Raw genomic sequence first — 22484 nt, forward strand, 5'->3', positions numbered from 1 at the left:
CAGCAGGTGACTACTCGGTCTTCTCGACGTCCGAGCGGACGTCGCGCAGGATCGAGGAGACCTGCTTCACGTCGTAGCCCGCCACGTTGGGGAACAGGCCGCCGCCGGAGTCCTGGGTGAACCAGAAGCAGCTGGTGCTCTGCTGGGCGGCCTCGGCGGGAGTGCCCAGGCAGACGGCCTTGCTGTCGTCGTCGCCGGTGGAGATGTCGGCGGCCTCGAGCTTGTTGCGCTCCGCGATGGTCCGGAGCTGCTTGATCATCTTGGAGGGGTTCTTCTCCGAGGGCGTCTTGAACTCGAAGCCGACGAACAGCATCTGCCCCTCGGGGCCGCGCGAGGCCTTCTCCTGCTTGTAGAGGCCCGCCTTGACCGTGTCGACCTTGAACTGCTTCTCGAACTGGTCCTCAGTCGCGGTGAGCTGGCTCTCGAGCGCCTTCTCCTGGGCCTTGTCGCGCTCCATCCCGCCGGCCTTGGAGGTCACGGTGATCGAGTGGGTGTCCGGACCGCGCGTGAGCAGGTAGGTCGCCACGGCGCCGCCGATCAGGGCCAGCACCAGCACGCCTGCCACCAGCCCGATCAGCAGGTTCTTGCGGCTCTTGGGTGCCGGCGGCGGGGGCGTGGCACCCGTCGGGTCGGGCCCGGGCGGGTCGACCGGCGGCGGGGGCGGCGGAGCGGAGTCCTGACCGGTCGTCACGCCCTCCCCGACACCCTCGGAGGGGGGCGGTGTGGGCTGGCCGGTGGGCGGAGTCTGGTCGCTCATGGCCCCCAGTGTGCAGACAATTGGATCGTTCTCAAACTCAGGCGAACCCGCTGCGGCCCCCGGGTGAGGAGGGTCACCGGGGGCAGGGGACCCCGGTCGCGGAGTGGCAGCGGTACCCGAACGGGTTCTTCAGCAGGTACTGCTGGTGGTGGTCCTCGGCGTAGTAGTACTCCTCCGCGGGCTTGATCTCGGTGGTGATCTGGCCGTAGCCGCGCTTGGTCAGCTCGGGCTGGTAGCGCTCGGTGACCAGCTCGGCCACCATCTGCTGCTCGGGGGACGTGACGTAGATCGCCGAGCGGTACTGGGTGCCGTGGTCGTTGCCCTGGCGCATCCCCTGGGTCGGGTCGTGCACCTCGTAGAAGGTCGCGACCAAGTCGGCGTAGGAGACCTTGGTGGGGTCGTAGACCACCCGGACGGCCTCGGTGTGCCCGGTACGCCCGCTGCACACCTCCTCGTACGACGGGTTCGGGGTGGTGCCGCCGGCGTACCCGACCGAGGTCGACCACACGCCCGGGACCTGCCAGAAGATCTCCTCGGCGCCCCAGAAGCAGCCGAGGCCGAACAGCGCCACCTCGTAGCCCTCGGGCACCTCGTCGGTGACCAGGGGCGCGTCGAGTGCCTTGTGCCGCTCGGAGAGCTGGAAGGGCCGCTCGGGACGCCCGGGGAGGGCCTGCTCGGCGGTGGGGAGGGTGCTCTTGGTTCGCTGGAACATCAGTTGCCTTTCGTGGGGTGGCACCAGGCCAACAACCTAGGCGCCCCGGACCTTCCCGGCAGCCCGTGAGCGCTCACTCCGTGGCGAGTAGCCTCGGGCGGGTGAGCCAGGAGCAGATGAACAAGTCCGGTTTCGAGACGCGCGCCATCCACGCGGGCTACGAGCCCGATCCGATGACCGGTGCGGTGATCCCCCCGATCTACGCGACCTCGACCTACAAGCAGGACGGGGTCGGCGGGATGCGGGGCGGCTACGAGTACAGCCGCTCGGGCAACCCCACCCGGACTGCGCTCGAGGGCAACCTCGCGTCGCTGGAGCTGGGGGAGCGGGCGTTCGCGTTCGCCTCGGGTCTCGCCGCCGAGGACAGCCTGCTGCGGGCGATCTGCGCTCCCGGAGACCACCTCGTGATCCCCGACGACGCGTACGGCGGCACCTACCGCCTCGTCGACAAGGTGTTCAGCCGGTGGGGCCTCGAGCACGGCTCCGCCGCCGTGAGCGACCTCGACGCAGTCCGCGCCGCGATCGTCCCCGGCCGGACGAAGGCGGTCTGGGTGGAGACGCCGACCAACCCGCTGCTCAACGTCGGCGACATCGAGGCGCTGGCTGCGGTCGCCCACGAGGCGGGGGCGCTGCTGGTCGTGGACAACACCTTCGCCTCGCCGTACCTCCAGCAGCCGCTCACCCTCGGCGCGGACGTGGTCGTGCACTCCACCACGAAGTACTGCGGCGGGCACTCCGACGTCGTCGGCGGAGCGCTGGTCGTGCGCGACCTCGAGCTCGCCGAGCTGATCGCGTTCCACCACAACTCCGTCGGCGCGGTGGCCGGCCCCTTCGACTCCTGGCTGGTGCTCCGCGGGCTCAAGACCCTCGGCGTCCGGATGGACCGCCACTGCGACAACGCCGAGAAGGTCGTGGAGTTCCTCACCGCCCACGAGTCCGTCACCAGGGTGCTCTACCCGGGGCTGGAGGAGCACCCCGGCCACGAGGTCGCGAGCCGCCAGATGAAGAGGTACGGCGGGATCGTGTCCTTCCAGGTCTCCGGCGGGGAGCAGCACGCGGTCGACGTGTGCGGCCGCGCCGAGATCTTCACGCTCGGCGAGTCCCTCGGCGGGGTGGAGTCGCTGATCGAGCACCCCGGCCGGATGACGCACGCGAGCGTGGCCGGGACCGACCTGGAGGTGCCCGGCGACCTGATCCGGCTCAGCGTCGGCATCGAGACCGTCGACGACCTGCTGGCGGACCTCGACCGCGCCCTGGGCTGACGGCTCGAGGTGACCGCTGTCGTCTGCGTGGACGTGGGGTCCACGTTCACCAAGGCAGCCCTCGTCGACGACGAGACCGGGGCCCTGCTCGCCGTGGCCAGCCACCGGACCACGATCGAGACCGACGTCCTCGACGGCGTGGATGCCTGCCGCTCGGCGCTCGCAGAGGGCCGGCCCGAGGTCCTCGACGCCGAGGTGCTGGCCTGCTCGTCGGCCGGCGGCGGCCTGCGGATCGCGGTGGTCGGCAACGAGGAGCTGGTCACCGCCGAGGCGGGGCGCCGGGTGGCGCTCTCCAGCGGCGGCAAGGTCGTCGCCGTGCTCAGCCGGGCCTCCGACGAGGCCCGCTACCGCGACCTCGGAGAGGTCGCCCGCCCCGACGTGGTGCTGCTCACCGGGGGGACCGACGGTGGCGACCGGGACGGCGTCCTCGACGGCGCCCGCCGGATCGTGGGCAGCGGCTGGCGCGGACCGGTCGTGGTCGCCGGCAACCGTGAGGCCCAGCAGGACGTGGTCGCCCTGCTCGACAGCCTCCCCGTCGTGGTCACCGACAACGTGGTCCCGCGGATCGGCGTGCTCGACCCCGAGCCTGCGCGACGCGCGATCAGGGAGATGTTCCTGGCGCACGTGATCGGCGGCAAGCAGCTGAGCCGCAGGGCCGACTTCGTCTCGATGGTGCGCGGCGCCACCCCCGACCTGGTGCTGAGCGGGGTCGAGGTGCTCGCGGCCGAGACCGGCGGCAACGGGGTCGTCGTGGTGGACATCGGCGGCGCCACCACCGACGTGCACTCCGCGGTGCGCGTCGACCCGGAGACTGCGGAGCTGTCCCGGGAGGTCGTCGCCACCGTGCCCCTGAGCCGCACCGTCGAGGCCGACCTCGGAGTGCGCTGGAGCGCGGAGACGACCTGGGAGGCCGGGCGCGAGGCGGGCCTGCTCGGCGAGGAGCTCGCCGCCCACGCCGTACGCCGCAGCACGGAGCCGTCCTTCCTGCCCGACAGCGAACTGGAGCGCGAGGCGGACGAGCAGCTCGCCCGGGTCGCCGCCGTACTCGCGCTGCGCCGCCACGTCGGGCGCTCGCGGGTCGTGGTGGGTCCCACCGGGAGGGTGGTCGAGCGCAGCGGCAAGGACCTCCGCGCCGTGGACCTGCTGATCACCTCCGGAGGAGTGCTGCGGCACGCGACCGACCCTGCGCTGGAGCGTCTGCACCACGCGCTGACCGGCCCCTCGCCCGAGGGGTGGCAGCTGCCCGAGGACCCGAGGGCGGTCGTGGACCGGCGGCACGTGCTCGCCGCCGTCGGCCTTCTCGCGGAGCGTCATCGTGCTGCCGCGGGCGCGCTGGCACGTAGCCTGTCCGCGTGCGAGGTATCCCCAAGGACCTGATCGGCCGGGCGCGTGAGCGGGCGCGGTCACGGGGCGACTCCCGGGAGGAGCAGATCGAGAGCGAGAGCTCCGAGCTGCGCGAGCGGATCGCGGCCCAGTGGGCGGAGGTGCGCGCCGCCCGCCGCGCCATGAACGAGCAGCCGGAGATCGCCGGGGGACCCTCGAACCTCAAGCGGGCACAGGTGCCCTACGGCGTCGACCTCGCCGCGGCCTGGGCCTGGCGGTTCATCGTCATCTCCATCTCGGCGCTGGCGATCCTGTGGCTGTTCAACTACTTCATGGTGGTCGTCCTCCCGATCGTGATCGCCCTGCTGATCGCGGCGCTCGCGAGCCCGCTGGTGACGGTGATGCAGCGGATCGGGATCCCGCGCAAGCTGGCCGCGCTCCTGGTCGTGATCGGCGGCATCGGCGTGATCACGCTGATGGTGACCTTCGTCAGCAACCAGGTGGTCTCCGGGGTCGGGGACCTGTCCAAGCAGGTCACCGACGGCATCGAGCAGATCCGCAACTGGCTGCTCACCGGCCCGCTGAACATCACCGACTCCCAGATCACCGAGGCCCTGGACCGGGCGCAGTCCCAGATCACGAACCTCGGCGAGGACGCCGTCGGCAAGGTCACCGAGGTGGGTGCCGCGGTGGGCAACGTCGTGGCGGGACTGTTCATCGTGCTGTTCGCCACCTACTTCTTCCTCGCCGACGGCGCGATGATCTGGGCCTGGATGGTCCGCCTCTTCCCCCGTGCGGGACGCCTCCGGGCCGACTCCTCGGGTCGGGTGGCGTGGACCTCGCTGACCCAGTTCGTGCGCGCCACCGTGCTGGTGGCGGCCACGGACGCCATCGGGATCATGGTCGGCGCCTTCGCGCTGGGCGTGCCCTTCGTGGGCGCCATCGGTGTGCTGGTCTTCCTCGGCGCGTTCGTCCCGATGATCGGGGCGTTCGTCTCCGGTGGTGTCGCCGTGCTGGTCGCCCTCGTCGCCCAGGGGCCGTTCACCGCGCTGCTCATGTTCGGTGTCGTCCTCGCCGTCCAGCAGCTCGAGGCCCACGTCCTCCAGCCGTTCCTGATGGGCCGCTTCGTCTCGGTGCACCCGCTCGGCGTGATCGTCGCCATCGCCCTGGGCATCATCGTGGCCGGGATTCCCGGGGCCCTGATCGCCGTACCCCTGGCGGCGTCGCTCAACGCCGTGGTGCAGCACCTCGCGAACTACACCGAGGTCGGCGAGGACCCGGAGGAGGCCTCCGACGACGATCCCGTCACGGTGCCCCGCGACGCCACCGGTGAGGACTTGGCCGACCTCGACGACCCGGGCAGCCCGCAGCTCACTGGACCGGGGACCACGTGAGCGTCGCCCTGGCAGACATCGAGGCCGTCGCCGGCCTGGTCTCCGAGGTGGCGATCACCACCCCGATGGAGGAGTCGCGCTGGCTGCAGACGATCGTCGGCGGGCGCGTCCTGCTCAAGTGCGAGAACCTGCAGCGCACCGGCTCGTTCAAGATCCGCGGCGCCTACGTCCGGCTCTCCCGCCTCAGCGAGTCCGAGCGCGCCAGGGGAGTGGTCGCGGCCTCCGCCGGTAACCATGCCCAGGGGGTCGCGCTGGCGGCCCAGCTCCTCGGGATCAGGGCGACCGTGTTCATGCCCCACGGCGCGCCGATCCCCAAGGCCAACGCCACCCGCGGGTACGGCGCCGAGGTGCGCTTCTCCGGGCAGTCCCTCACCGAGGCGCTGGTCACCGCGCAGGAGTTCGCCGACGAGACCGGCGCGGTGTTCATCCACCCCTTCGACCACACCGACATCCTCGCCGGGCAGGGCACCTGCGGCATCGAGATCCTGCAGCAGGCCCCCGAGGCGGCGACCGTGATGGTCCCCACCGGCGGCGGCGGGCTGCTCGCGGGCATCGCCATCGCGGTCAAGAGCCTGCGCCCCGACGTACGCGTGGTCGGCGTGCAGGCCGAGGAGGCGGCCGCCTTCCCCGAGTCGCTGCGCACGGGCGCGCCCGTCGCGCTGACCCAGATGTCGACGATGGCCGACGGCATCGCGGTGGCCCGGCCCGGCGACGTCCCGTTCGAGGCGATCCAGCGCTACGTCGACGACGTGGTCACCGTCTCCGAGGACTCACTCTCCCGGGCCCTGGTGATGCTGCTAGAGCGCGCGAAGATGGTCGTCGAGCCGTCCGGCGCCGCCGCGGTGGCGGCCCTGATGGACCAGCCGAAGGCGTTCGGGACACCCGTGGTGGCCGTGCTCTCGGGCGGCAACGTGGACCCGCTGCTGCTGGGCAAGCTGATCCGGCACGGCCTGGCCTCGGCGGGGCGCTACCTGAGCCTGCAGGTGCACATTCCCGACCGCCCCGGCGGCCTGGCCCGGCTGCTCACCGACCTCGCCGACGCAGGCGCCAACGTGCTCGAGGTGATGCACGACCGGACCACCACCTCGCTCCATCTGGGCGAGGTCGCGGTCCGGTTGCAGCTGGAGACCCGTGGTCTCGAGCATGCCGAGGAAGTGCTCCTGCGTCTGCGCGAGCACGCCCACCAGGTGGTCGAGTAGCGCTCAGTCGACGTAGGGGACGGCCTCGAGGATCTCGGCCTTCTGGTCGCGGCCGTTGGGCAGCGTGTAGGTCACGGTCTCGCCGCGACGGGCGCCCTGGATCGCCAGGCCGAGCGGTGACTGCGGGGAGTAGACCTTGATGTCGTCGCCGGCCATCTCGCGGGCGCCGAAGAGGAACTCCTCGGTCAGGTCGGCGCCGAGCAGCTTCACGGTCACCTTCATGCCGGGCTCGACGACGCCGTCGTCAGGAGGGGTCTCGCCGACCTGGGCACGGCGCAGCATGTCCACCAGCTGCTGGACGCGGCCGTCGATCTTGCCGAGCTCCTCGCGCGCAGCGTGGTAGCCGCCGTTCTCCTTCAGGTCACCCTCGTCACGGGCTTCGCTGACCTTCTTGACGACCTCGGCGCGGCCAGCCCCCCGCAGGTGCTCGAGCTCGGCCTGCAGCTCGTCGTACTTCCCCTGGGTCAACCAGACGACATCGCCCTGGATCGGCTCGGTCATGGATGTCTCCTACAGATCGGTGTGGCCATTCGGGCAAGTGGACAATGTTACCAACGAGACGCCCCGGAGGGAGAATCATCGGCCAGATCCCGTCACCGGATCAGCGCGGGCTGGACTGTCCCTCGGAGGTGCAGCCGATCAGCTCCACCGAGGTGGCCGGCCGTTCGGTGCGCACCTCCACCTCGTAGACCCGGGTCCCTTCCGAGCCGGAGACCTTGAAGTTCTTCTCGCCGACCACCGAGTGGTCGTCGCCGAAAGCACGGAGCAGGCAGCTCGCCGAGACGTCGTCGCCGTGGGTCCTGACGGCAACGCCGGCAGTCACGGTGCGGGTGTCGACGACGTCGAAGGTGCGCAGCGAGGACTGCACCTCCGGGTTGCTCCGGTCCCAGACCATCCAGCCGAGCCAGGCCACCACCAGGATGGTGGCGAGCACGAACGCGACCATCACGGCGGGGCGCCGGCGGGGTCGCGCGGACCCGTAGCGGTCCGCCAGCACGTCGGTCTTCACGTCGTTCACAAGCACCATGTTCGCATCCCTAGACTTGGCGCCATGCTCCGCCTGATGCACGTGCACGCCCACCCCGACGACGAGTCGAGCAAGGGGGCCGCCTCCACCGTCAAGTACGTCAAGGAGGGCGTCGACGTGCACGTCGTCACCTGCACCGGCGGCGAGCGCGGGTCCATCCTGAACCCGAAGATGGATCGGCCCGACGTGCTGGCCAACATCACCGAGATCCGCCGCCAGGAGATGGAGGCGGCCCGCGAGATCCTGGGCGTGACCCAGGACTGGCTCGGGTTCGTGGACTCCGGGTGGCCCGAGGGCGACCCCAAGCCCCCGCTACCGGAGGGGTGCTTCGGGCAGATGGACCCGCAGGTCGCGGCCGAGCCGCTCGTGCGCCTGATCCGCAGCTTCCGCCCGCACGTGCTCACGACGTACGACGAGAACGGTGGCTACCCGCACCCGGACCACATCGCGTGCCACAACGTCTCGGTCGCCGCCTTCGAGGCGGCCGGGGACCCCAACCGGTTCCCCGAGGCCGGGGAGCCCTGGCAGCCGCTGAAGCTCTACTACCACCACGGGTTCAACCGGCCGCGGACCGAGGCGCTGCACGAGGAGATGCTGCGCCGCGGCCTGGAGTCGCCGTACGCCGAGCGGCTCAAGGACTGGAAGGTCGACCCGGCCCACGACGCGCGGATCACCACCCGGGTCCCGTGCGGGGAGTACTTCCCGGTACGTGACCGGGCCCTGCTCGCCCACGCCACCCAGATCGACCCCGACGGCCCGTGGTTCCACGTGCCGCTCGAGGTGCACCAGGCGGCGTGGCCGACCGAGGACTACGAGCTGGCGCGGTCCTTCGTGGAGACCGAGCTGCCCGAGGACGACCTGTTCGCGGGCATCCGCGGGCGCGACGACTTGAGCGCCTGAGAGACTGTTGCCATGAACGCGCTGATGTCCCTGATCCCCCTGATCGTGTCCGGGGTGGACGAAGTCCCCGTCGCCGAGGACGTGAAGGCCGGCTGGACGGCCATGTTCGTGTTCATCGGGCTCGCGGTGGCGCTCGGCCTGCTCGGCTGGAGCCTGACTCGCCACCTCCGCAAGGCGCGCACCAACGCCGACGAGGGCACCTTCGAGCCCAGCGAGCCCCGCAAGCGCCGGGTGCCCTGACTTCTGGTTGGCCCCGGCGGCCGCTCGGCGAGCTTCGGGCTCAGTTGCTGGGCCTCCGGGTGATCCGCACCAGCGCGTCCCAGGCTGTTCCGCGGGAGCCGTGCTCGTCGGTGCCGGCGACGTGCCGGGGCACGCGCTCGGCGCGGATGACGTCGAGGGGGGCGTCCTCGAGGTCGGAGAGCACGTCCTCGGCGGTGTACAGCACGGCCGGGTCCTGGGGGCCGCCCGTGCCCTCGGTGAGGTTGGTGGAGTCGTGGGCGACCACGAACAGGGTGCCGCCCCCTTCCAGCGCGTCGAAGGCGCGGCGGACGACGGTCCGGCGCTCTGGGGCGCTCACCTGCAGATAGGTGATCAGCACGAGGTCGAGCCCGCTGGGCAGCGGCGCGGTGAGTACGTCGCCGACCTGCCAGTCCACGGCGACCCGCCTGTCCTCGCTCAGCCTCCGGCCCTTCCCGATCGCGACCGGGGAGAAGTCCATCGCGGTGACCTGCCAGCCGCGCTCGGCCAGCCAGCGGGCGTTGCGTCCCTCGCCGCACGCGAGCTCCAGGGCCCGCCCCGGCGGCAGCACGGCCAGCTCCTGCTCGACGAACTGGTTGGGGCCGGTCGACCAGACGAGCTCGGTCGCGGCGTACCTCTCGTCCCAGGCTGCTGAGTCCATCTCCGCAGGCTATCCGCGGGCCGGGTCGCGGGTCAGGCCTCGCTCGCGCTCTGAGCCGCGATCTGCCGGCGTACGTCCTCCATGTCGAGCTCGCGCACCGCGGTGATCAGCTGGTCCAGTGCCGGGGGCGGCAGCGCGCCGGCCTGGGAGAAGACGAGGATCCCCTCGCGGAAGACCATCAGGGTCGGGATCGAGCTGACCTGCGCGGCGCCCGCGAGCTCCTGCTGCTCCTCGGTGTTCACCGACCCGAAGGCCAGGTCGGGGTTCGCCTCGGAGGCTGCCTCGTAGGTCGGCGCGAACTGGCGGCAGGGGCCGCACCAGCTCGCCCAGAAGTCGACGAACAGGACGTCGTTCTCCGCCACGCTCGACTCGAAGTTCTCACCCGTCAGCTCGATGGTTGCCATGGGTTCCACGGTACGGGCGGTCAGAGGAGGGGGCACATCGCGGGTTCGCCGGTCGAGATCACATCTCCTCGTGGGTGTCCGGGTCACCGTCGAAGAGCCGTCCGCCGGGGTCAGCCAGCCCGGAGATGGCCTCCATCTCCGCCTCGGTGAGCTCGAAGCCGAAGACGTCGAGGTTCTGCCGCTGGCGCTCCGGGGTGCTCGACTTGGGGATCGGGAGCGACTCCAGCTGGACGTGCCACCTCAGGATCACCTGTCCCGGCGTCACGCCGAGCCGTTCGGCGGGTGCGGTGACCGCCGGCTCCTCCAGGGGCGCCTGCCGCTTGCCCATCGGGCTCCAGGCCTCCGTGCGGATGCCCAGCCGCGCGTGCACGCGACGCATCTCGTCCTGGGGGAAGCGCGGGTGCAGCTCGATCTGGTTGACCGCCGGGGTCACGCCGGTCTCGTCGATGATCCGGCTCAGGTGGACCTCGGTGAAGTTGGAGACCCCGATCGAGCGGACCAGCCCCTCCTCGCGCAGGTGCACCAGGGCGCGCCAGGCCTCGCCGTACTTCCCGACCCGGGGGTTGGGCCAGTGGATCAGCGCCACGTCGAGGTACTCCAGGCCCAGCCGCTCCAGCGAGCCGTGCACGGAGGCGATCGCGTCGTCGTACGCATGGTCGCGACCGGGGAGCTTGCTGGTGACCTGGACCTCCTCGCGCGGCAGTCCCGAGCGCTCCAGCGCCTCCCCGACCTCGGTCTCGTTCTGGTAGTTCACCGCGGTGTCCAGCAGCCGGTAGCCGTTCTCCAGCGCGCTCAGGATCGCCTCGACCCCCTCGGCACCTTTGAGCGGATAGGTGCCGAATCCGATGGCCGGCAGCGTGCTCCCGTCGTTGAGGGTGTACGTCGGAACCGAGATCGCGTCGCTCATCCCTCCACCCTGCCAGCCCCGGGGCCCGGTCTGAAGGCCCCGGTTCGGGATAGTCCGAGACAGTCCCGTCGTCGAACCGGCCGATCGGGGACGGAAACGTCTCGGACTATCCCGCCGCTCAGCGCAGCTGGTACGTCGCGATCGAGGCGGCCACGTAGTGGCAGATGAAGGCCAGGATCGTGAAGGTGTGGAAGACCTCGTGGAAGCCGAACCAGGCGGGGTTGGGGTTGGGGCGCTTGAGGCCGTAGACGAGGCCGCCGAGGGTGTAGAGGGCGCCGCCGGCCACGATCAGCGTGATCACGGCGTTGCCGCCGTCGGCGAAGTCGTCGGCGTAGAAGATGGCCACCCAGCCGAGGGCGAAGTAGATCGGGGTGTAGATCCACCGCGGGGCATCGACCCAGAAGATCCGGAAGGCGACGCCCATGGCAGCGCCCACCCACACGATGGTCAGCAGCGTCACGCGTGCGCTGCCCTCGAGCAGGATCAGCGTGAACGGGGTGTAGGAGCCGGCGATGAGCAGGTAGATGTTCGAGTGGTCGAACCGGCGTAGGAAGGCCCAGGTGCCCTCGGACCAGTTGCCGCGGTGGTAGATCGCCGAGACCGTGAACAGCAGCAGGGCGGTGAAGGCGAAGACGGCCGACCCGACCCGGGTCGTCAGGGTCGGGGAGAGGGCGATCAGGACGATGCCTGCAGCCAGCGCCAGCGGCGCGGTGCTCGCGTGCAGCCACCCGCGCAGCTTGGGCTTGACCTCGTCCTTGACGTAGCGGACCTTGGTCCGGACATGATCGGCCGCTTCATGAGCGTTCTCGGTGATGCGCTCGGGGAGCGGGTGTTCGGGGGGCACGGGTCAAAACTACCGGTCTGCGGTGGGTAGTGCTCCGGACTCCGAGGCGCGGGAGTGCGGAATCACAGCTTCCTGAAGGGTTCGCCCGAGTAGAGTCGTCCGGGTGGCGGACTGGAAGCGGGGGCTGCGTCGGGTGCTCTACCCGGCGTACGAGGCGCGAGTCGCCCGTCGCCTCCCCGCATCGCGGGTCCCCAAGCACGTGGGGGTGATGCTCGACGGCAACCGGCGCTGGGCCAGGGCCGTCGGCGCGGACACCGCCCAGGGCCACCGGGCCGGCGCCGCCAACATCGAGCCGCTGCTCGGCTGGTGCGAGGAGATCGGCGTCGAGGTGGTCACGCTGTGGCTGCTCTCCACCGACAACCTGAACCGCCCCGCCGCCGAGCTCGAGCCGCTGCTCGGCATCATCGGGGACGCCGTCGAAACCCTCGCCGAGCAGCGTCGGTGGCGGCTGCACCCCGTAGGTGCCCTCGACCTGCTGCCCGACCAGGTGGCGACCCGGCTCAAGGAGGCCGCCGAGTCGACCAGCGACGTGGACGGGCTGCTGGTCAACGTCGCCGTGGGGTACGGCGGGCGCCGTGAGATCGCCGACGCGGTCCGGTCGCTGCTGCACGAGCACGCCGGGCTCGGCGACACCCTCGAGGAGCTCGCCGAGGTCATCGACGTCGAGCACATCGCCAAGCACCTCTACACCAAGGGACAGCCCGACCCCGACCTCGTCATCCGCACCAGCGGCGAGCAGCGGCTCGGCGGGTTCCTGCTGTGGCAGAGCGCACAGAGCGAGTTCTACTTCTGCGAGGCCTACTGGCCCGACTTCCGCCGGGTGGACTTCCTGCGCGCGGTCCGGGCCTACGCCGAGCGCGAGCGCCGCTACGGTTCCTGAGGAGGTCGCGCAGCGACCGTCAGGCGAGCAGGAGGACGAGCCCGCCGACCGTGAACGCCAGCGCCAGGGCCCCCAGCCAGGGGCGCATCCGGTTGCACAGCAGCACCCGCTGCCGAAGCACCACGGGCACGTTCTCGATGGGCAGCCGGTTCGCGACGAGCACGTTGCCGAGCAGGACGATCCCCATCAGCACGCCGAGCTGGAGCATCGGCACCGCGACGGACGGAGTGGGGTCCACTCCACGGACGCTACGTGGCGTCGGATGTGACTCACGTCTCATTGTGAGACGCGCTCAGGTGGGCGTGAGGATCCCGTAGAGGTGGATCTTGCGGTAGATCGTCGCCCTCGACATGCCCAGGGCTCGCGCCGCCGCGACCTTGTTGCCCCCGGCGTCGTTGAGGCACCTCACGATCGCGTCCCGCTCCATCGCCTCGAGCGGGCTCAGCACCCGGCGGCTCATCGCGTGCACCTCGGGCGGCAGGTCCTCCGGGGTGATCACGCCCGTACGACGATGCCGGACCACCTCGCGGAGCATCGTGCGCAGCTGCTCGGTGTTGCCGGGCCACGACATCCTCATCAGCAGCCGCAGGGCCTCGGGCGAGCAGCTGAGGTGGCCCCCCTGGCCGAGCCGGGCGAGCAGACTGCCGACGAGCAGCGGCAGGTCCTCGAGGTGGAGTCGCAGCGGGGGCAGCTCGACGGTGCTCGGGAAGAGCCTGAGCAGGGGGTCGAGCACCGGACTGACCTTGCGGTCGTTCAGCGTCACCGCCACCCACGGGGGACTGGCCTGGGTCCGGGCGTCCTGGAGTGTGCTGGCCAGGCTGCGCAGCACCGGCGCGCTCAGCTCGTCGACGTGGGTGATCACCAGCGTCTGCGCGTCCCCGAGCGCAGCCCGCCGCGCCGAGTCCAGCCAGTCCGGCTCCCGGGCGGCGTTCCGCGCGTCGAGGAGCTCGAACCGGCCGACCGGCTGCCGACGCAGCTGGACCGCGCGCAGGACGGTCAGCTTGCCGACCCCGGGCTCGCCCTCGACGGCCAGCCACTCGCCCGACCGGAACACCCTCTCGACCTCCTGGCAGGCGTGCAGCCACCGTGGTCCCGAGCCGACCACGCTCGGGAGGGGGACCGCGGGCGCGAGGTCGAGGGCGCCGCCTCCCGGCTTGCCTGCCTGCTCGAGCTGCACGTGCACCACGACCCCGGACGGGGCGTCCCCGCTGCCCACGCGCCGGCAGAACATCCGTGCCTGCTGCCCCGAGGGCAGCTCGACCTCGAAGGTCTCGCGGCCGCTGGTGGCCAGGGCCTCCGAGGCCTGCGTCAACAGCGTGGCCTGGTCGCCGTGGGCGAGCGAGGCGCGTGCGTGGTCGTTCATCATCGCCATGTCGTCGTTCAGGGCGAAGACGATGCCGGTCCGGCGGCTGCAGGTGCGGAGGTACTCCTGGAGGAGCTCGAGCTCCGAGGCGCTGGTCTCGGCCAGGAGCGCCTGCCGGATCTGCTGCGCCGTGGTCTTCGCGAGGGTCAGCAGCAGGCTGCCCGCGTCCTTGCGCCAGCAGGTCAGGTCGACCGCCCCCACCAGCCGGCCGGTCACCGGGTGGTGGATCGGTACGCCGGCACAGGCCAGCTCCTCGAGGTTCTCGGCGTAGTGCTCGTGACCGAACACGTGGGTGGGCCCGCCCACCTCCAGGGCCGTACCGATCCCGTTGGTCCCCACGAACTCCTCGGCGTAGCTGAACCCGGGTGCGAGCAGCACGCGGTCGAGGTGGCGCTCGAGCTCGCCGTCGCCGGTCAGCCGGCTGAGCACCAGCCCGGACGGGTCGGTGAGGATCACACTGAGCGACTGCCCCTGGAGCTGCTCGCCGAGGCTGCGCAGGACGGGCTGGGCGCTACGGGTGAGCCGGGTGTCGAGGTGGATGTCGGGCTCGAACTTCATCTCGATCTTGTCGGCCGCCACCTTCATGGCCTGGGACCGGCGCCACGACGCAAGGATGGTGTCGCGCACCGTCATCGGCTCGGGGGTGTCGTCGGTCAGGAAGCGCACCCGGCCCTCGGCCACGACCTTCTGCGCAGGCACCGCTCGACCCGATGAGACCGGTGATGGCTTCAAGCCGACCCCCAAGCGTCGATGTCCGCGCGGCTCACGGGACCCACGTGCCGAGTGGATCCGAAGCAAGGTCCGGGCCACCAGCCACAGTAAGCGCGAGTCGAATGTCCCGTCGAGTGTCGCTCGGGGGCACCTGACGGGGTGTCTCAGATTGAGACAGCCCGGCTCCGAGGTCGGCGTAGCGTCCCCGGCATCTCGACCGGGCGGGATCCTCCGGCCCGGATCTGTGGAGGTGCGACATGGGCCCAGCCGACGGCGCGGAGGCCGAGAGCTACAACCCCTGGACCGTGGTGCACCTGGTGTTCACCCACCTCTCGGACCAGGGGCTGCATCCGGTGCTCGGCGAGAGCGGTGACCCGGGGCCACCGGCCCGGGCGCTGCTGCAGGCGCTCGGGATCGAGCCGCGGGCCGAGGGCAACCGGGAGGTGACCCGCGACGTCCGAGCCCACCTGGCCCAGATCCGCGAGGCCGTCTTCGAGGACGACTGAGCCGGGTGGCTCCGCGGCGGGTCGTCTCATTGTGAGACGTGACGGCGCTCCACATCGGTCTTCACTGAAAGCCGGACTACTCGACGAACAGGAAGGAGTAGTGATGACTCGCCAAAGCGTGGCCAAGGCTCACGAGAAGATCCAAGAGCTGGCCTGGGAGCCTCTCTACCACGAACCGGTTTCCCAGTACGGAACCGACTACACGTTCCAGAAGGCCAAGAAGAAGGATCCGCTTAAGCAGGTGCTGCGGTCGTACTTCCCGATGCAGGAGGAGAAGGACCACCGCGTCTACGGCGCGGCCGACGGAGCCATCCGAGGCAACATGTTCCGCCAGGTCCAGGAGCGGTGGCTGGAGTGGCAGAAGCTGTTCTTGTCCATCATCCCGCTGCCGGAGATCTCAGCTGCGCGGGCGATGCCCCTCCTGTTCCGCACGGTCCCCAACCCCGAGCTCCACAACGGGCAGGCGATCCAGATGATCGACGAGGTCCGCCACTCGACGATCCAGCAGAACCTCAAGCGCCTCTACATGAACAACTACATCGACCCCGCCGGCTTCAACAGCAGCCTGAGGAACTTCCAGAACGACTACTGCGGCACGATCGGGCGCCAGTTCGCCGAGGGCTTCATCACCGGTGACGCCATCACGGCGGCGAGCATCTACCTCACGATCGTGGCCGAGACGGCCTTCACCAACACCCTGTTCGTGGCGATGCCGGCCGAGGCGGCCGCCAACGGCGACTACCTGCTGCCGACGGTGTTCCACTCGGTGCAGTCCGACGAGTCGCGCCACATCAGCAACGGGTACGCCACCTTGCTGATGGCACTCGCCGACGAGGGCAACCACCAGCTGCTCGAGCGCGACCTGCGCTACGCGTGGTGGAACAACCACCGCGTCGTGGACGCGGCGATCGGCACGTTCATCGAGTACGGCACCAAGGACCGCCGCAAGGACCGGGAGAGCTACGCGGAGATGTGGCGCCGGTGGATCTACGACGACTACTACCGCAGCTACCTGGTGCCCCTGGAGAAGTACGGACTGGTCATCCCGCACGACCTCATCGAGGAGTCGTGGAACCAGATCTGGAACAAGGGCTACGTGCACGAGGTCGCCCAGTTCTTCTGCACCGGGTGGGTCGCCAACTACTGGCGGATGGACCCGATGACGGACAAGGACTTCGAGTGGTTCGAGTACAAGTACCCGGGCTGGTACGACAAGTACGGCGCCTGGTGGGAGAACTACAACCGGCTCTCCACGCCGAACGGCCACCACCCGATCGTGGCGGAGGACGTCAACTACGACTACCCGCACCGCTGCTGGACGTGCATGGTGCCGTGCTTGGTCCGTGAGGACATGGTGATGGCCGAGGTCGACGGGCAGATGCGCACCTACTGCCACGAGGCCTGCCGCTGGACCGACGTCGAGGCGTTCCGCCCGACCTACCAGGGACGAGAGACCCCCAACATGGGTCAGCTGATCGGCAAGCGCGAGTGGGAGACGCTCTACCACGGCTGGAACTGGGCCGACGTGGTCTCCGACATGGGCTACGTGCGAGACGACGGGCACACGCTGGTGGCGCAGCCGCACCTGAACCTCGACCCCAAGAAGATGTGGAACCTGGACCACCTGCGCCGGATGCCTCCGCTGCAGAGTCCCAACGTCCTGCTCAACGAGATGACTCCCGACGAGCAGAAGGCCTTCCACGCGAACTACATCAAGGGAGGTCCCGCGGGTCGTCCCGCGCCGGCAGACGCCTGACCCACCGATTCGGGGCCTGCGAGGAGCGTCGGCCCAACGGCCGGCACTCCTCGCAGGGGCCCCGGATCCGGTGCCAGCAGCGGTCAAGCCAGAACAGCCAGGAAGGGATTCATGGGCGAGAAGCATGTCGTGCGATTCGAGCCGGTGGGCGTCGAGATCGAGGTCGACGAGGAGAAGACGGTGCTGCGGGCCGCCGCCGAGCAGGGCATCACGCTCATGCACGGTTGCAAGGAGGGGCAGTGCGCCGCCTGCAAGTCGTTCGTCCTCGACGGTGACGACATGGAGCTCGACAAGTACTCCACCTTCGCCCTTCCCGACTTCGAGCTCGAGGAGGGCTACACGCTGCTGTGCCGGGCGCACGTCTACGAGGACGTGACGATCGAGCTCCTCAACTACGACGAGGAGATGCTGCGCTCGGGCCACCCCATCCAGGAGGGCAGGGCCGTGGTCGTCTCGAACGAGCGCGTCACCCACGACATGCGCCACCTCGTGCTCAAGCTCGTCGAGCCGAAGGAGTTCGCGTTCTGGCCCGGCCAGTACGTCGACATCACCATCCCCGGCACCGACTCGACCCGGTCGTTCTCGATGGCGAACACCTCGAGCAAGGACAGCGGGCACCTCGAGTTCGTGATCCGGTGCTACCCGGACGGGGAGTTCTCCAACTACCTCGACACCCAGCTCGTGGTCGGCGACGAGATCGAGGTGGTCGGTCCCTTCGGGGTCTTCACCCTGCGCGACGGTCGTGACTCCGACATCGTCTTCGTCGGGGGAGGCGCGGGGATGGCGCCGATCCTCTCGGTGCTGCGGTCGCTCGCCGAGAAGGGGAGCACCCGCAAGGCGACGTACTACTACGGGGCCCGGACCCAGCAGGACCTCTGCTTCGAGAAGGAGCTCTACGCGCTCTCGGAGCGACTGCCCAACTTCAAGTTCGTCCCGGCGCTCTCGGAGGCCGTCGAGGGCGAGCCCTGGGACGGCGAGGTCGGCCTGATCACCGACATCGTCAAGAAGTACGAGACCGACCTCTCGGCCGTCGACTCCTACGTCTGCGGCCCGCCGCCGATGGTCGAGGCGGCGATGGATGTCCTCGGCGCCCTGGGCGCGCCCGAGAAGAACATCTACTACGACAAGTTCACCACCACCAGCGAACCCGAATAAGGCTCATCTGAAGAACAAGGAAGGCGAGGCCGAAGGACCATGACCACCACAGTGGAACGCAGCTCACCGAAGCCGGAGTTCACCGACGCCGAGGCCGGCGCCAAGGAGTTCCCCGACTCCACCCTGCGGCACTACAACTACTACACGCCGCAGAAGCGCAAGCAGTCCCACTACGAGGACGTCACGGTCGAGGTGCAGCCGGACCCCCGGCACTACCTGGCCCAAGGGTGGCTCTACGGGTTCTCCGACGGGCGGGGTGGCTACCCCCTGGACTGGACGGTGATGAAGGCGTGGGGCGTGGACCGGGGTGACCCGGAGCGCTACCCCGGTTCGGGTGGCAAGGGCTACGAGTGGCCGGCCCACGGGTGGCACGAGTTCCGCGACCCGAACGAGGAGTGGGAGCTGACGTTCTACCGCAACAACTCCAACGTCGTGCGGCAGATCAACCAGAACGTGGAGACCGCCCGGCAGACCAAGGCGTTCGACCAGTGGAACCCCAACTGGGTCACGTTCGTGGAGCGCAACGTCGGCGCCTGGATGCACGTCGAGCACGGACTGGGCCTCTACCTGTTCGCCAACGCCCAGCGGCGCGCACCCACCAACATGCACAACAACGCGATCTCGGTGAACAGCATGCACCGGATCCGGTTCGCCCAGGACCTGGCGCTCTACAACCTCACGCTGAGCGAGGAGATCGACGGGTTCGACGGGACGGCGCACGTCGCGACCTGGAACGAGGACCCCTCGTGGCAGGGCGTGCGGCAGGTGGCCGAGGAGCTCACCGTGATCGACGACTGGGCCGAGGCGATCTTCGCCGCGAACGTCGTCTTCGAGCCGTTGATCGGCGAGCTGTTCCGGAGCCAGCTGGTGCAGCAGGCCTCGCCGGGCAACGGCGACTACGTGACGCCGACGGTCGTCGGTGCGGGGGAGTGGGACTACGCCTCGCGCGACCTCCGCTACACCAAGGCGATGTTCGAGCTGTTGACGAACGACAAGGAGTTCGCCGACCACAACAAGGACATCATCGACGGCTGGCTCTCGAACTGGGTGCCCAAGTGCCTGGTCGCGGCCCGCCAGCTGCAGCCGCTCTGGTCGCAGCCCGACGCGAAACCGCCGCGGTTCGAGGACGGCCTCGACCGTGCCAAGAGCCGGTTCAGCGGAATCCTCTCCGACCTGAGCCTCGACAACCCCCAGGAGCTGACCCAGTGACCGGATACCAGCCGACGAAGTCGTCGTACGCCACCACCGAGAGCTCGTTCAAGCAGGACAGCACCCCCTCGAACAAGTGCGGTGTGACCTTGATGAACAACCAGGTCGGTGCCGTCGTCGCCGAGGTGATGAGCAGCAAGGAGGGCGTCACGATCACGCGGCTCCCTTCGATGATCCGCGTCGACGGGATCAACCGGATGGAGTTCGACTACGACGAGATCTCGGAGGCCCTCGGCGAGGAGGAGGGCTTCTACGACGCCGCCCAGTTCGAGGAGAACATGTCGACCCACTACGGCCGGATGATCCACGAGGACGACCGCACGATCATGTTCGCCAATCCCGAGGACGCTGCCGAGTACATCGGCTTCGACCTGCCCACGTTCGAGAAGAAGTGAGGAACCCATGTACGAGAAGGATGGGGAGAAGTACTTCGTCGTCGACAGCCACATGCACTACTGGGACGCGAGTCCCGAGAACTGGGTGAAGGGCGCCGAGAACTACGCCGAGGGCTGGATCGACTGCTTCCAGGCCTACCAGGGACTCGGGCCGCCCGAGACCCACCAGACCGCGGAGCACTTCAAGAAGGTCACCGAGGACGACCTGATGAAGGACGTCTTCGAGGACGGGTACGTCGACAAGGCGATCTTCCAGCCGACGTACCTCCGGGAGTGGTACACCGACGGGTTCAACACCACCGAGCGCAACGGCGCCCTGGCCCTGAAGCACCCGGACAAGTTCATCGTGAACACGCGGTTCGACCCGCGCGACGGTGACGCCGGCATGAAGGAGTTCGAGGACAACGTCGCGAAGTGGGGCTCCAAGGGGGTCAAGCTCTACACCGCCGAGTGGAACAACGGCTCGCGCGGCTACAAGCTCAGCGACCCCGACGCCTACCGCTTCCTGGAGAGGGCGCAGGAGCTCGGGATCAAGAACGTCCACGTCCACAAGGGACCGACGATCTGGCCGCTGGACAAGGACGCCTTCGACGTCTCCGACGTGGACCACGCCGCGACGGACTTCCCGGAGCTGAACTTCATCGTCGAGCACGTGGGGCTGCCGCGGATCGAGGACTTCTGCTTCATGGCGACCCAGGAGCCCAACGTCTATGCGGGACTCTCGGTGGTGATCGGCGGCCTGATGCACGCGCGGCCGAAGTTCTTCGCCACGGTGATGGGCGAGCTGCTGTTCTGGGTCGGCGAGGACAAGATGACCTTCGGCAGCGACTACAACATCTGGGAGCCCAGGTGGCAGATCGAGGGCTTCGTCGACTGGGACTACCCGGACGAGACGTACTCCGACTACCCGCGGGTCAACGTCGACACCAAGAAGAAGATCCTCGGCCTGAACGCGGCCGAGCTCTACGGGATCGAGGTGCCTGCCGAGCTCCAGCTCAAGGGCTCCGGTGAGCCCGGTGCCCCGGACGACGCCAAGCTGGTGGAGCACGGAGCCGGGGTGTGACCTCTTCAGTGACCCACGGGGTGAGCCGGGGGGAGACGCAGCGGGACCGGGTCCTCGCCGCGTTGGGCACGGTGCGCGACCCGGAGCTGGACGAGCCCGTCACCGAGCTCGGCTTCGTCTCGTCGTGCACCGTGTCACCGGGGGGAGAGGTGCAGGTGCGGCTCCGGCTGCCGACGTACTTCTGCGCACCCAACTTCGCGTTCCTGATGGTCGCCGATGCCTACGACGCGGTCAGCGCCCTCGAGGGCGTACGCCGCACCGAGGTGCTCCTCGACGACCACTTCGCCTCCACCGACATCAACCGGGGTGTCGCGGCGAGGTCGGGGTTCGCGGAGTCCTTCGGTGCGCTCGCCGCCGGGGAGCTCGACGAGCTCCGGGCCGACTTCGTCCGCAAGGCCGTGCTCGCGGGGACGGACCGGGTCTGCCGCCCGCTGCTCGCCGCGGGCCGGACCGCGGAGGACCTGGCGGCGATGCGGCTGCGTGACGTGCCGCCCAGCGCGGAGCTCGACCGGCTGCGTGACCGGCGGGCCGAGCTGGGCCTGCCGGCCGGGGACGACTCCCCGCTGCTGGTGGACGCGATCAGCGGTGCGGCGATCGGCGTGGAGGCGCTGCCGCTGCACCTGCGCAAGGCCCGCCTCACCCGGGTCAACACCGAGGCGAACGGCAGCGTGTGCCGCGGCATGCTGTCCCACCGCTATGCCACCCGCGGCGAGGGCCAGCTGGAGGAGATCAGATGAAGGCCGTGCGGTTGCACGCGTACAACGAAGAGCCGACCGTCGAGGACGTCGACGAGCCGACCGTGAAGGGTCCGCTCGACGTGGTGGTCAAGGTCGGGGGAGCCGGGGTGTGCCGGACCGACCTGCACATCATCCTGGGTCAGTGGGACGAGGCGATGAACCCGTCGCTGCCCTACACGATCGGCCACGAGAACGCCGGCTGGGTGCACGAGGTCGGCTCGGCGGTGACGAACGTGGCTGTGGGCGACACCGTGATCCTGCACCCGACACCGACGTGCGGCCTGTGCCGGGCGTGCCGGGCGGGCCAGGACATGCACTGCACCGAGAGCGTGTTCCCGGGCCTCGACGGCACCGACGGTGGCATGGCGGAGTACCTGCTGACCTCCGCCCGGGCCTGCGTGAAGCTCGACCCGTCCACGCAACCCCAGGACGTGGCCGCGCTGGCCGACGCCGGCATCACGGCGTACCACGCGGTGCGCAAGGCGCTCCCGCTCCTCTACCCGGGCACGACAGCGGTCGTGATCGGCGCCGGCGGCCTGGGCCACATCGGCATCCAGTGCCTGGCAGCGCTCTCGGCGACGAACATCATCGTCGTCGACCGCAACCCCGCTGCCCTCGAGCTGGCCGAGCAGCTCGGCGCCCACCACACCGTGGTCGCCGACGGCAAGCAGGTCGACGCGGTCAAGGACCTCACCAACGGCGAGGGCGCCGACGTGGTGCTCGACTTCGTGGCCGAGGAGGGCGCGGAGAACGAGGGGTTCGCGATGACCCGGCCCAGCGGCTCCTACTTCGTCATCGGGTACGGCGGAACCCTCGTCGTCCCGACGCTCGACGTGATCTCCACGGAGCGGAACATCATCGGCAACATCGTCGGCACCTACAACGAGCTGGCCGAGCTGATGGTGCTCGCCCAGGCCGGCAAGGTCACCTTGCACACCAAGGCGTATCCGCTCAGCGAAGCCCAGCAGGCGTTGGCAGATCTCGACGCCGGCAAGGTCCGAGGCAGGGCGATCCTCGTCCCCTAGGACGTCACCCCACCAGCACCCAGCAACGACGGAGTCACCACCGCTACGACCAAGGAA

Annotated in this window: 25 protein-coding genes; 15 read left to right on the forward strand and 10 right to left on the reverse strand. The window is 69.7% G+C overall.

The window, feature by feature from the left end:
* Positions 1 to 10 precede the first annotated feature (10 nt).
* Positions 11 to 757, reverse strand: a complete 747-nt coding sequence (locus AC4BGC_RS01945; protein WP_490554084.1) for a hypothetical protein — start codon at positions 755 to 757, stop codon at positions 11 to 13.
* 73 nt (positions 758 to 830) lie between these two features.
* Positions 831 to 1469 carry a peptide-methionine (S)-S-oxide reductase MsrA gene (msrA, locus tag AC4BGC_RS01950; protein ID WP_490554085.1) on the reverse strand — a complete coding sequence of 213 codons (639 nt, stop codon included), beginning with the start codon at positions 1467 to 1469 and terminating at the stop codon, positions 831 to 833.
* A gap of 116 nt (positions 1470 to 1585) precedes the next feature.
* Between msrA and AC4BGC_RS01955 the strand changes: the two genes are divergently transcribed.
* From AC4BGC_RS01955 to ilvA, 4 genes are read left to right on the forward strand one after another with little or no spacing between them, the layout of a single operon-like run.
* Positions 1586 to 2731, forward strand: a complete 1146-nt coding sequence (locus AC4BGC_RS01955) for a cystathionine gamma-synthase (RefSeq protein ID WP_490555705.1) — start codon at positions 1586 to 1588, stop codon at positions 2729 to 2731.
* Between the two features lie 9 nt (positions 2732 to 2740).
* On the forward strand, positions 2741 to 4108 hold the full coding sequence (locus AC4BGC_RS01960; protein WP_490554086.1) for a glutamate mutase L: 1368 nt from the start codon (positions 2741 to 2743) through the stop codon (positions 4106 to 4108).
* Positions 4084 to 5448 carry an AI-2E family transporter gene (locus AC4BGC_RS01965; RefSeq protein ID WP_490546416.1) on the forward strand — a complete coding sequence of 455 codons (1365 nt, stop codon included), beginning with the start codon at positions 4084 to 4086 and terminating at the stop codon, positions 5446 to 5448. The genes AC4BGC_RS01960 and AC4BGC_RS01965 overlap by 25 nt, the downstream gene beginning before the upstream one ends.
* Entirely contained in the window at positions 5445 to 6647 is a 1203-nt protein-coding gene (ilvA, locus tag AC4BGC_RS01970) for a threonine ammonia-lyase (RefSeq protein ID WP_490554087.1), read from the forward strand. Before AC4BGC_RS01965 ends, ilvA begins: the two co-directional genes overlap by 4 nt.
* 3 nt (positions 6648 to 6650) lie before the next feature.
* On the opposite strand, the gene greA is transcribed toward ilvA, so the two are convergent.
* Positions 6651 to 7148, reverse strand: coding sequence for a transcription elongation factor GreA (gene greA / locus AC4BGC_RS01975; protein WP_490546414.1), 498 nt, complete (start codon positions 7146 to 7148; stop codon positions 6651 to 6653).
* Between the two features lie 100 nt (positions 7149 to 7248).
* Complete coding sequence (locus tag AC4BGC_RS01980; protein WP_490546413.1) at positions 7249 to 7674, reverse strand: DUF4307 domain-containing protein; 426 nt, start codon at positions 7672 to 7674, stop codon at positions 7249 to 7251.
* Between the two features lie 24 nt (positions 7675 to 7698).
* On the opposite strand from AC4BGC_RS01980, the gene mca reads away from it, so the two are divergent.
* Positions 7699 to 8574 (forward strand): mycothiol conjugate amidase Mca, encoded by an 876-nt coding sequence (gene mca / locus AC4BGC_RS01985; RefSeq protein WP_490546412.1) that lies wholly within the window; start codon positions 7699 to 7701, stop codon positions 8572 to 8574.
* Positions 8575 to 8586: 12 nt separating this feature from the next.
* Positions 8587 to 8814 carry a hypothetical protein gene (locus AC4BGC_RS01990; protein WP_490546411.1) on the forward strand — a complete coding sequence of 76 codons (228 nt, stop codon included), beginning with the start codon at positions 8587 to 8589 and terminating at the stop codon, positions 8812 to 8814.
* A 40-nt stretch (positions 8815 to 8854) separates the two neighbouring features.
* Here the strand turns inward: AC4BGC_RS01990 and AC4BGC_RS01995 are convergent, their stop codons facing one another.
* The 4 genes from AC4BGC_RS01995 to trhA form a co-directional block, all read right to left on the reverse strand.
* Positions 8855 to 9472, reverse strand: a complete 618-nt coding sequence (locus tag AC4BGC_RS01995; protein WP_490554088.1) for a class I SAM-dependent methyltransferase — start codon at positions 9470 to 9472, stop codon at positions 8855 to 8857.
* A 32-nt stretch (positions 9473 to 9504) separates the two neighbouring features.
* Positions 9505 to 9876 carry a thioredoxin family protein gene (locus AC4BGC_RS02000; RefSeq protein ID WP_490554089.1) on the reverse strand — a complete coding sequence of 124 codons (372 nt, stop codon included), beginning with the start codon at positions 9874 to 9876 and terminating at the stop codon, positions 9505 to 9507.
* Between the two features lie 58 nt (positions 9877 to 9934).
* Positions 9935 to 10783, reverse strand: coding sequence for an aldo/keto reductase (locus tag AC4BGC_RS02005; RefSeq protein WP_490554090.1), 849 nt, complete (start codon positions 10781 to 10783; stop codon positions 9935 to 9937).
* A gap of 118 nt (positions 10784 to 10901) precedes the next feature.
* The gene (trhA, locus tag AC4BGC_RS02010; RefSeq protein WP_490554091.1) at positions 10902 to 11627 is read right to left on the reverse strand and encodes a PAQR family membrane homeostasis protein TrhA; all 726 of its coding nucleotides are present in this window, start codon (positions 11625 to 11627) and stop codon (positions 10902 to 10904) included.
* Positions 11628 to 11730: 103 nt separating this feature from the next.
* On the opposite strand from trhA, the gene AC4BGC_RS02015 reads away from it, so the two are divergent.
* Positions 11731 to 12507 carry an isoprenyl transferase gene (locus AC4BGC_RS02015; RefSeq protein ID WP_490546406.1) on the forward strand — a complete coding sequence of 259 codons (777 nt, stop codon included), beginning with the start codon at positions 11731 to 11733 and terminating at the stop codon, positions 12505 to 12507.
* 19 nt (positions 12508 to 12526) lie between these two features.
* Here the strand turns inward: AC4BGC_RS02015 and AC4BGC_RS02020 are convergent, their stop codons facing one another.
* Positions 12527 to 12745, reverse strand: coding sequence for a hypothetical protein (locus tag AC4BGC_RS02020; protein WP_490546405.1), 219 nt, complete (start codon positions 12743 to 12745; stop codon positions 12527 to 12529).
* A gap of 54 nt (positions 12746 to 12799) precedes the next feature.
* Positions 12800 to 14569 (reverse strand): sigma-54-dependent Fis family transcriptional regulator, encoded by a 1770-nt coding sequence (locus AC4BGC_RS02025; protein ID WP_490554092.1) that lies wholly within the window; start codon positions 14567 to 14569, stop codon positions 12800 to 12802.
* Between the two features lie 269 nt (positions 14570 to 14838).
* On the opposite strand from AC4BGC_RS02025, the gene AC4BGC_RS02030 reads away from it, so the two are divergent.
* From AC4BGC_RS02030 to AC4BGC_RS02065, 8 genes are all read left to right on the forward strand, one after another.
* A complete protein-coding gene (locus AC4BGC_RS02030) occupies positions 14839 to 15087 on the forward strand; it encodes a hypothetical protein (protein ID WP_490546403.1) in 249 nt (82 codons plus the stop codon).
* Between the two features lie 103 nt (positions 15088 to 15190).
* Positions 15191 to 16843, forward strand: a complete 1653-nt coding sequence (locus AC4BGC_RS02035; RefSeq protein WP_490546402.1) for a ferritin family protein — start codon at positions 15191 to 15193, stop codon at positions 16841 to 16843.
* A gap of 111 nt (positions 16844 to 16954) precedes the next feature.
* Positions 16955 to 17998, forward strand: a complete 1044-nt coding sequence (locus AC4BGC_RS02040) for an NADH:ubiquinone reductase (Na(+)-transporting) subunit F (protein WP_490554093.1) — start codon at positions 16955 to 16957, stop codon at positions 17996 to 17998.
* Between the two features lie 39 nt (positions 17999 to 18037).
* Complete coding sequence (locus tag AC4BGC_RS02045; protein ID WP_490554094.1) at positions 18038 to 19207, forward strand: aromatic/alkene monooxygenase hydroxylase subunit beta; 1170 nt, start codon at positions 18038 to 18040, stop codon at positions 19205 to 19207.
* Complete coding sequence (mimD, locus tag AC4BGC_RS02050) at positions 19204 to 19602, forward strand: propane 2-monooxygenase effector subunit MimD (RefSeq protein ID WP_490546399.1); 399 nt, start codon at positions 19204 to 19206, stop codon at positions 19600 to 19602. The genes AC4BGC_RS02045 and mimD overlap by 4 nt, the downstream gene beginning before the upstream one ends.
* A gap of 7 nt (positions 19603 to 19609) precedes the next feature.
* Entirely contained in the window at positions 19610 to 20665 is a 1056-nt protein-coding gene (locus AC4BGC_RS02055) for an amidohydrolase family protein (RefSeq protein WP_490554095.1), read from the forward strand.
* Positions 20662 to 21402 (forward strand): iron-sulfur cluster assembly protein, encoded by a 741-nt coding sequence (locus AC4BGC_RS02060; protein WP_490546397.1) that lies wholly within the window; start codon positions 20662 to 20664, stop codon positions 21400 to 21402. Before AC4BGC_RS02055 ends, AC4BGC_RS02060 begins: the two co-directional genes overlap by 4 nt.
* Positions 21399 to 22427 (forward strand): NAD(P)-dependent alcohol dehydrogenase, encoded by a 1029-nt coding sequence (locus tag AC4BGC_RS02065; protein WP_490554096.1) that lies wholly within the window; start codon positions 21399 to 21401, stop codon positions 22425 to 22427. Before AC4BGC_RS02060 ends, AC4BGC_RS02065 begins: the two co-directional genes overlap by 4 nt.
* The last annotated feature ends 57 nt before the right edge of the window (positions 22428 to 22484 follow it).

The organism is Nocardioides sp. Z38_18 (assembly GCF_058215695.1).

Excerpts from the sequence above, each read along its gene's own strand:
- AC4BGC_RS01945 (WP_490554084.1), bottom strand. The coding sequence starts at position 757 with ATGAGCGACCAGACTCCGCCCACCGGCCAGCCCACACCGCCCCCCTCC.
- msrA (WP_490554085.1), bottom strand. The coding sequence starts at position 1,469 with ATGTTCCAGCGAACCAAGAGCACCCTCCCCACCGCCGAGCAGGCCCTC.
- AC4BGC_RS01955 (WP_490555705.1), top strand. The coding sequence starts at position 1,586 with ATGAACAAGTCCGGTTTCGAGACGCGCGCCATCCACGCGGGCTACGAG.
- greA (WP_490546414.1), bottom strand. The coding sequence starts at position 7,148 with ATGACCGAGCCGATCCAGGGCGATGTCGTCTGGTTGACCCAGGGGAAG.
- AC4BGC_RS01980 (WP_490546413.1), bottom strand. The coding sequence starts at position 7,674 with ATGGTGCTTGTGAACGACGTGAAGACCGACGTGCTGGCGGACCGCTAC.
- mca (WP_490546412.1), top strand. The coding sequence starts at position 7,699 with ATGCTCCGCCTGATGCACGTGCACGCCCACCCCGACGACGAGTCGAGC.
- AC4BGC_RS01990 (WP_490546411.1), top strand. The coding sequence starts at position 8,587 with ATGAACGCGCTGATGTCCCTGATCCCCCTGATCGTGTCCGGGGTGGAC.
- AC4BGC_RS01995 (WP_490554088.1), bottom strand. The coding sequence starts at position 9,472 with ATGGACTCAGCAGCCTGGGACGAGAGGTACGCCGCGACCGAGCTCGTC.
- AC4BGC_RS02000 (WP_490554089.1), bottom strand. The coding sequence starts at position 9,876 with ATGGCAACCATCGAGCTGACGGGTGAGAACTTCGAGTCGAGCGTGGCG.
- AC4BGC_RS02005 (WP_490554090.1), bottom strand. The coding sequence starts at position 10,783 with ATGAGCGACGCGATCTCGGTTCCGACGTACACCCTCAACGACGGGAGC.
- AC4BGC_RS02030 (WP_490546403.1), top strand. The coding sequence starts at position 14,839 with ATGGGCCCAGCCGACGGCGCGGAGGCCGAGAGCTACAACCCCTGGACC.
- AC4BGC_RS02035 (WP_490546402.1), top strand. The coding sequence starts at position 15,191 with ATGACTCGCCAAAGCGTGGCCAAGGCTCACGAGAAGATCCAAGAGCTG.
- AC4BGC_RS02040 (WP_490554093.1), top strand. The coding sequence starts at position 16,955 with ATGGGCGAGAAGCATGTCGTGCGATTCGAGCCGGTGGGCGTCGAGATC.
- AC4BGC_RS02045 (WP_490554094.1), top strand. The coding sequence starts at position 18,038 with ATGACCACCACAGTGGAACGCAGCTCACCGAAGCCGGAGTTCACCGAC.
- AC4BGC_RS02055 (WP_490554095.1), top strand. The coding sequence starts at position 19,610 with ATGTACGAGAAGGATGGGGAGAAGTACTTCGTCGTCGACAGCCACATG.
- AC4BGC_RS02065 (WP_490554096.1), top strand. The coding sequence starts at position 21,399 with ATGAAGGCCGTGCGGTTGCACGCGTACAACGAAGAGCCGACCGTCGAG.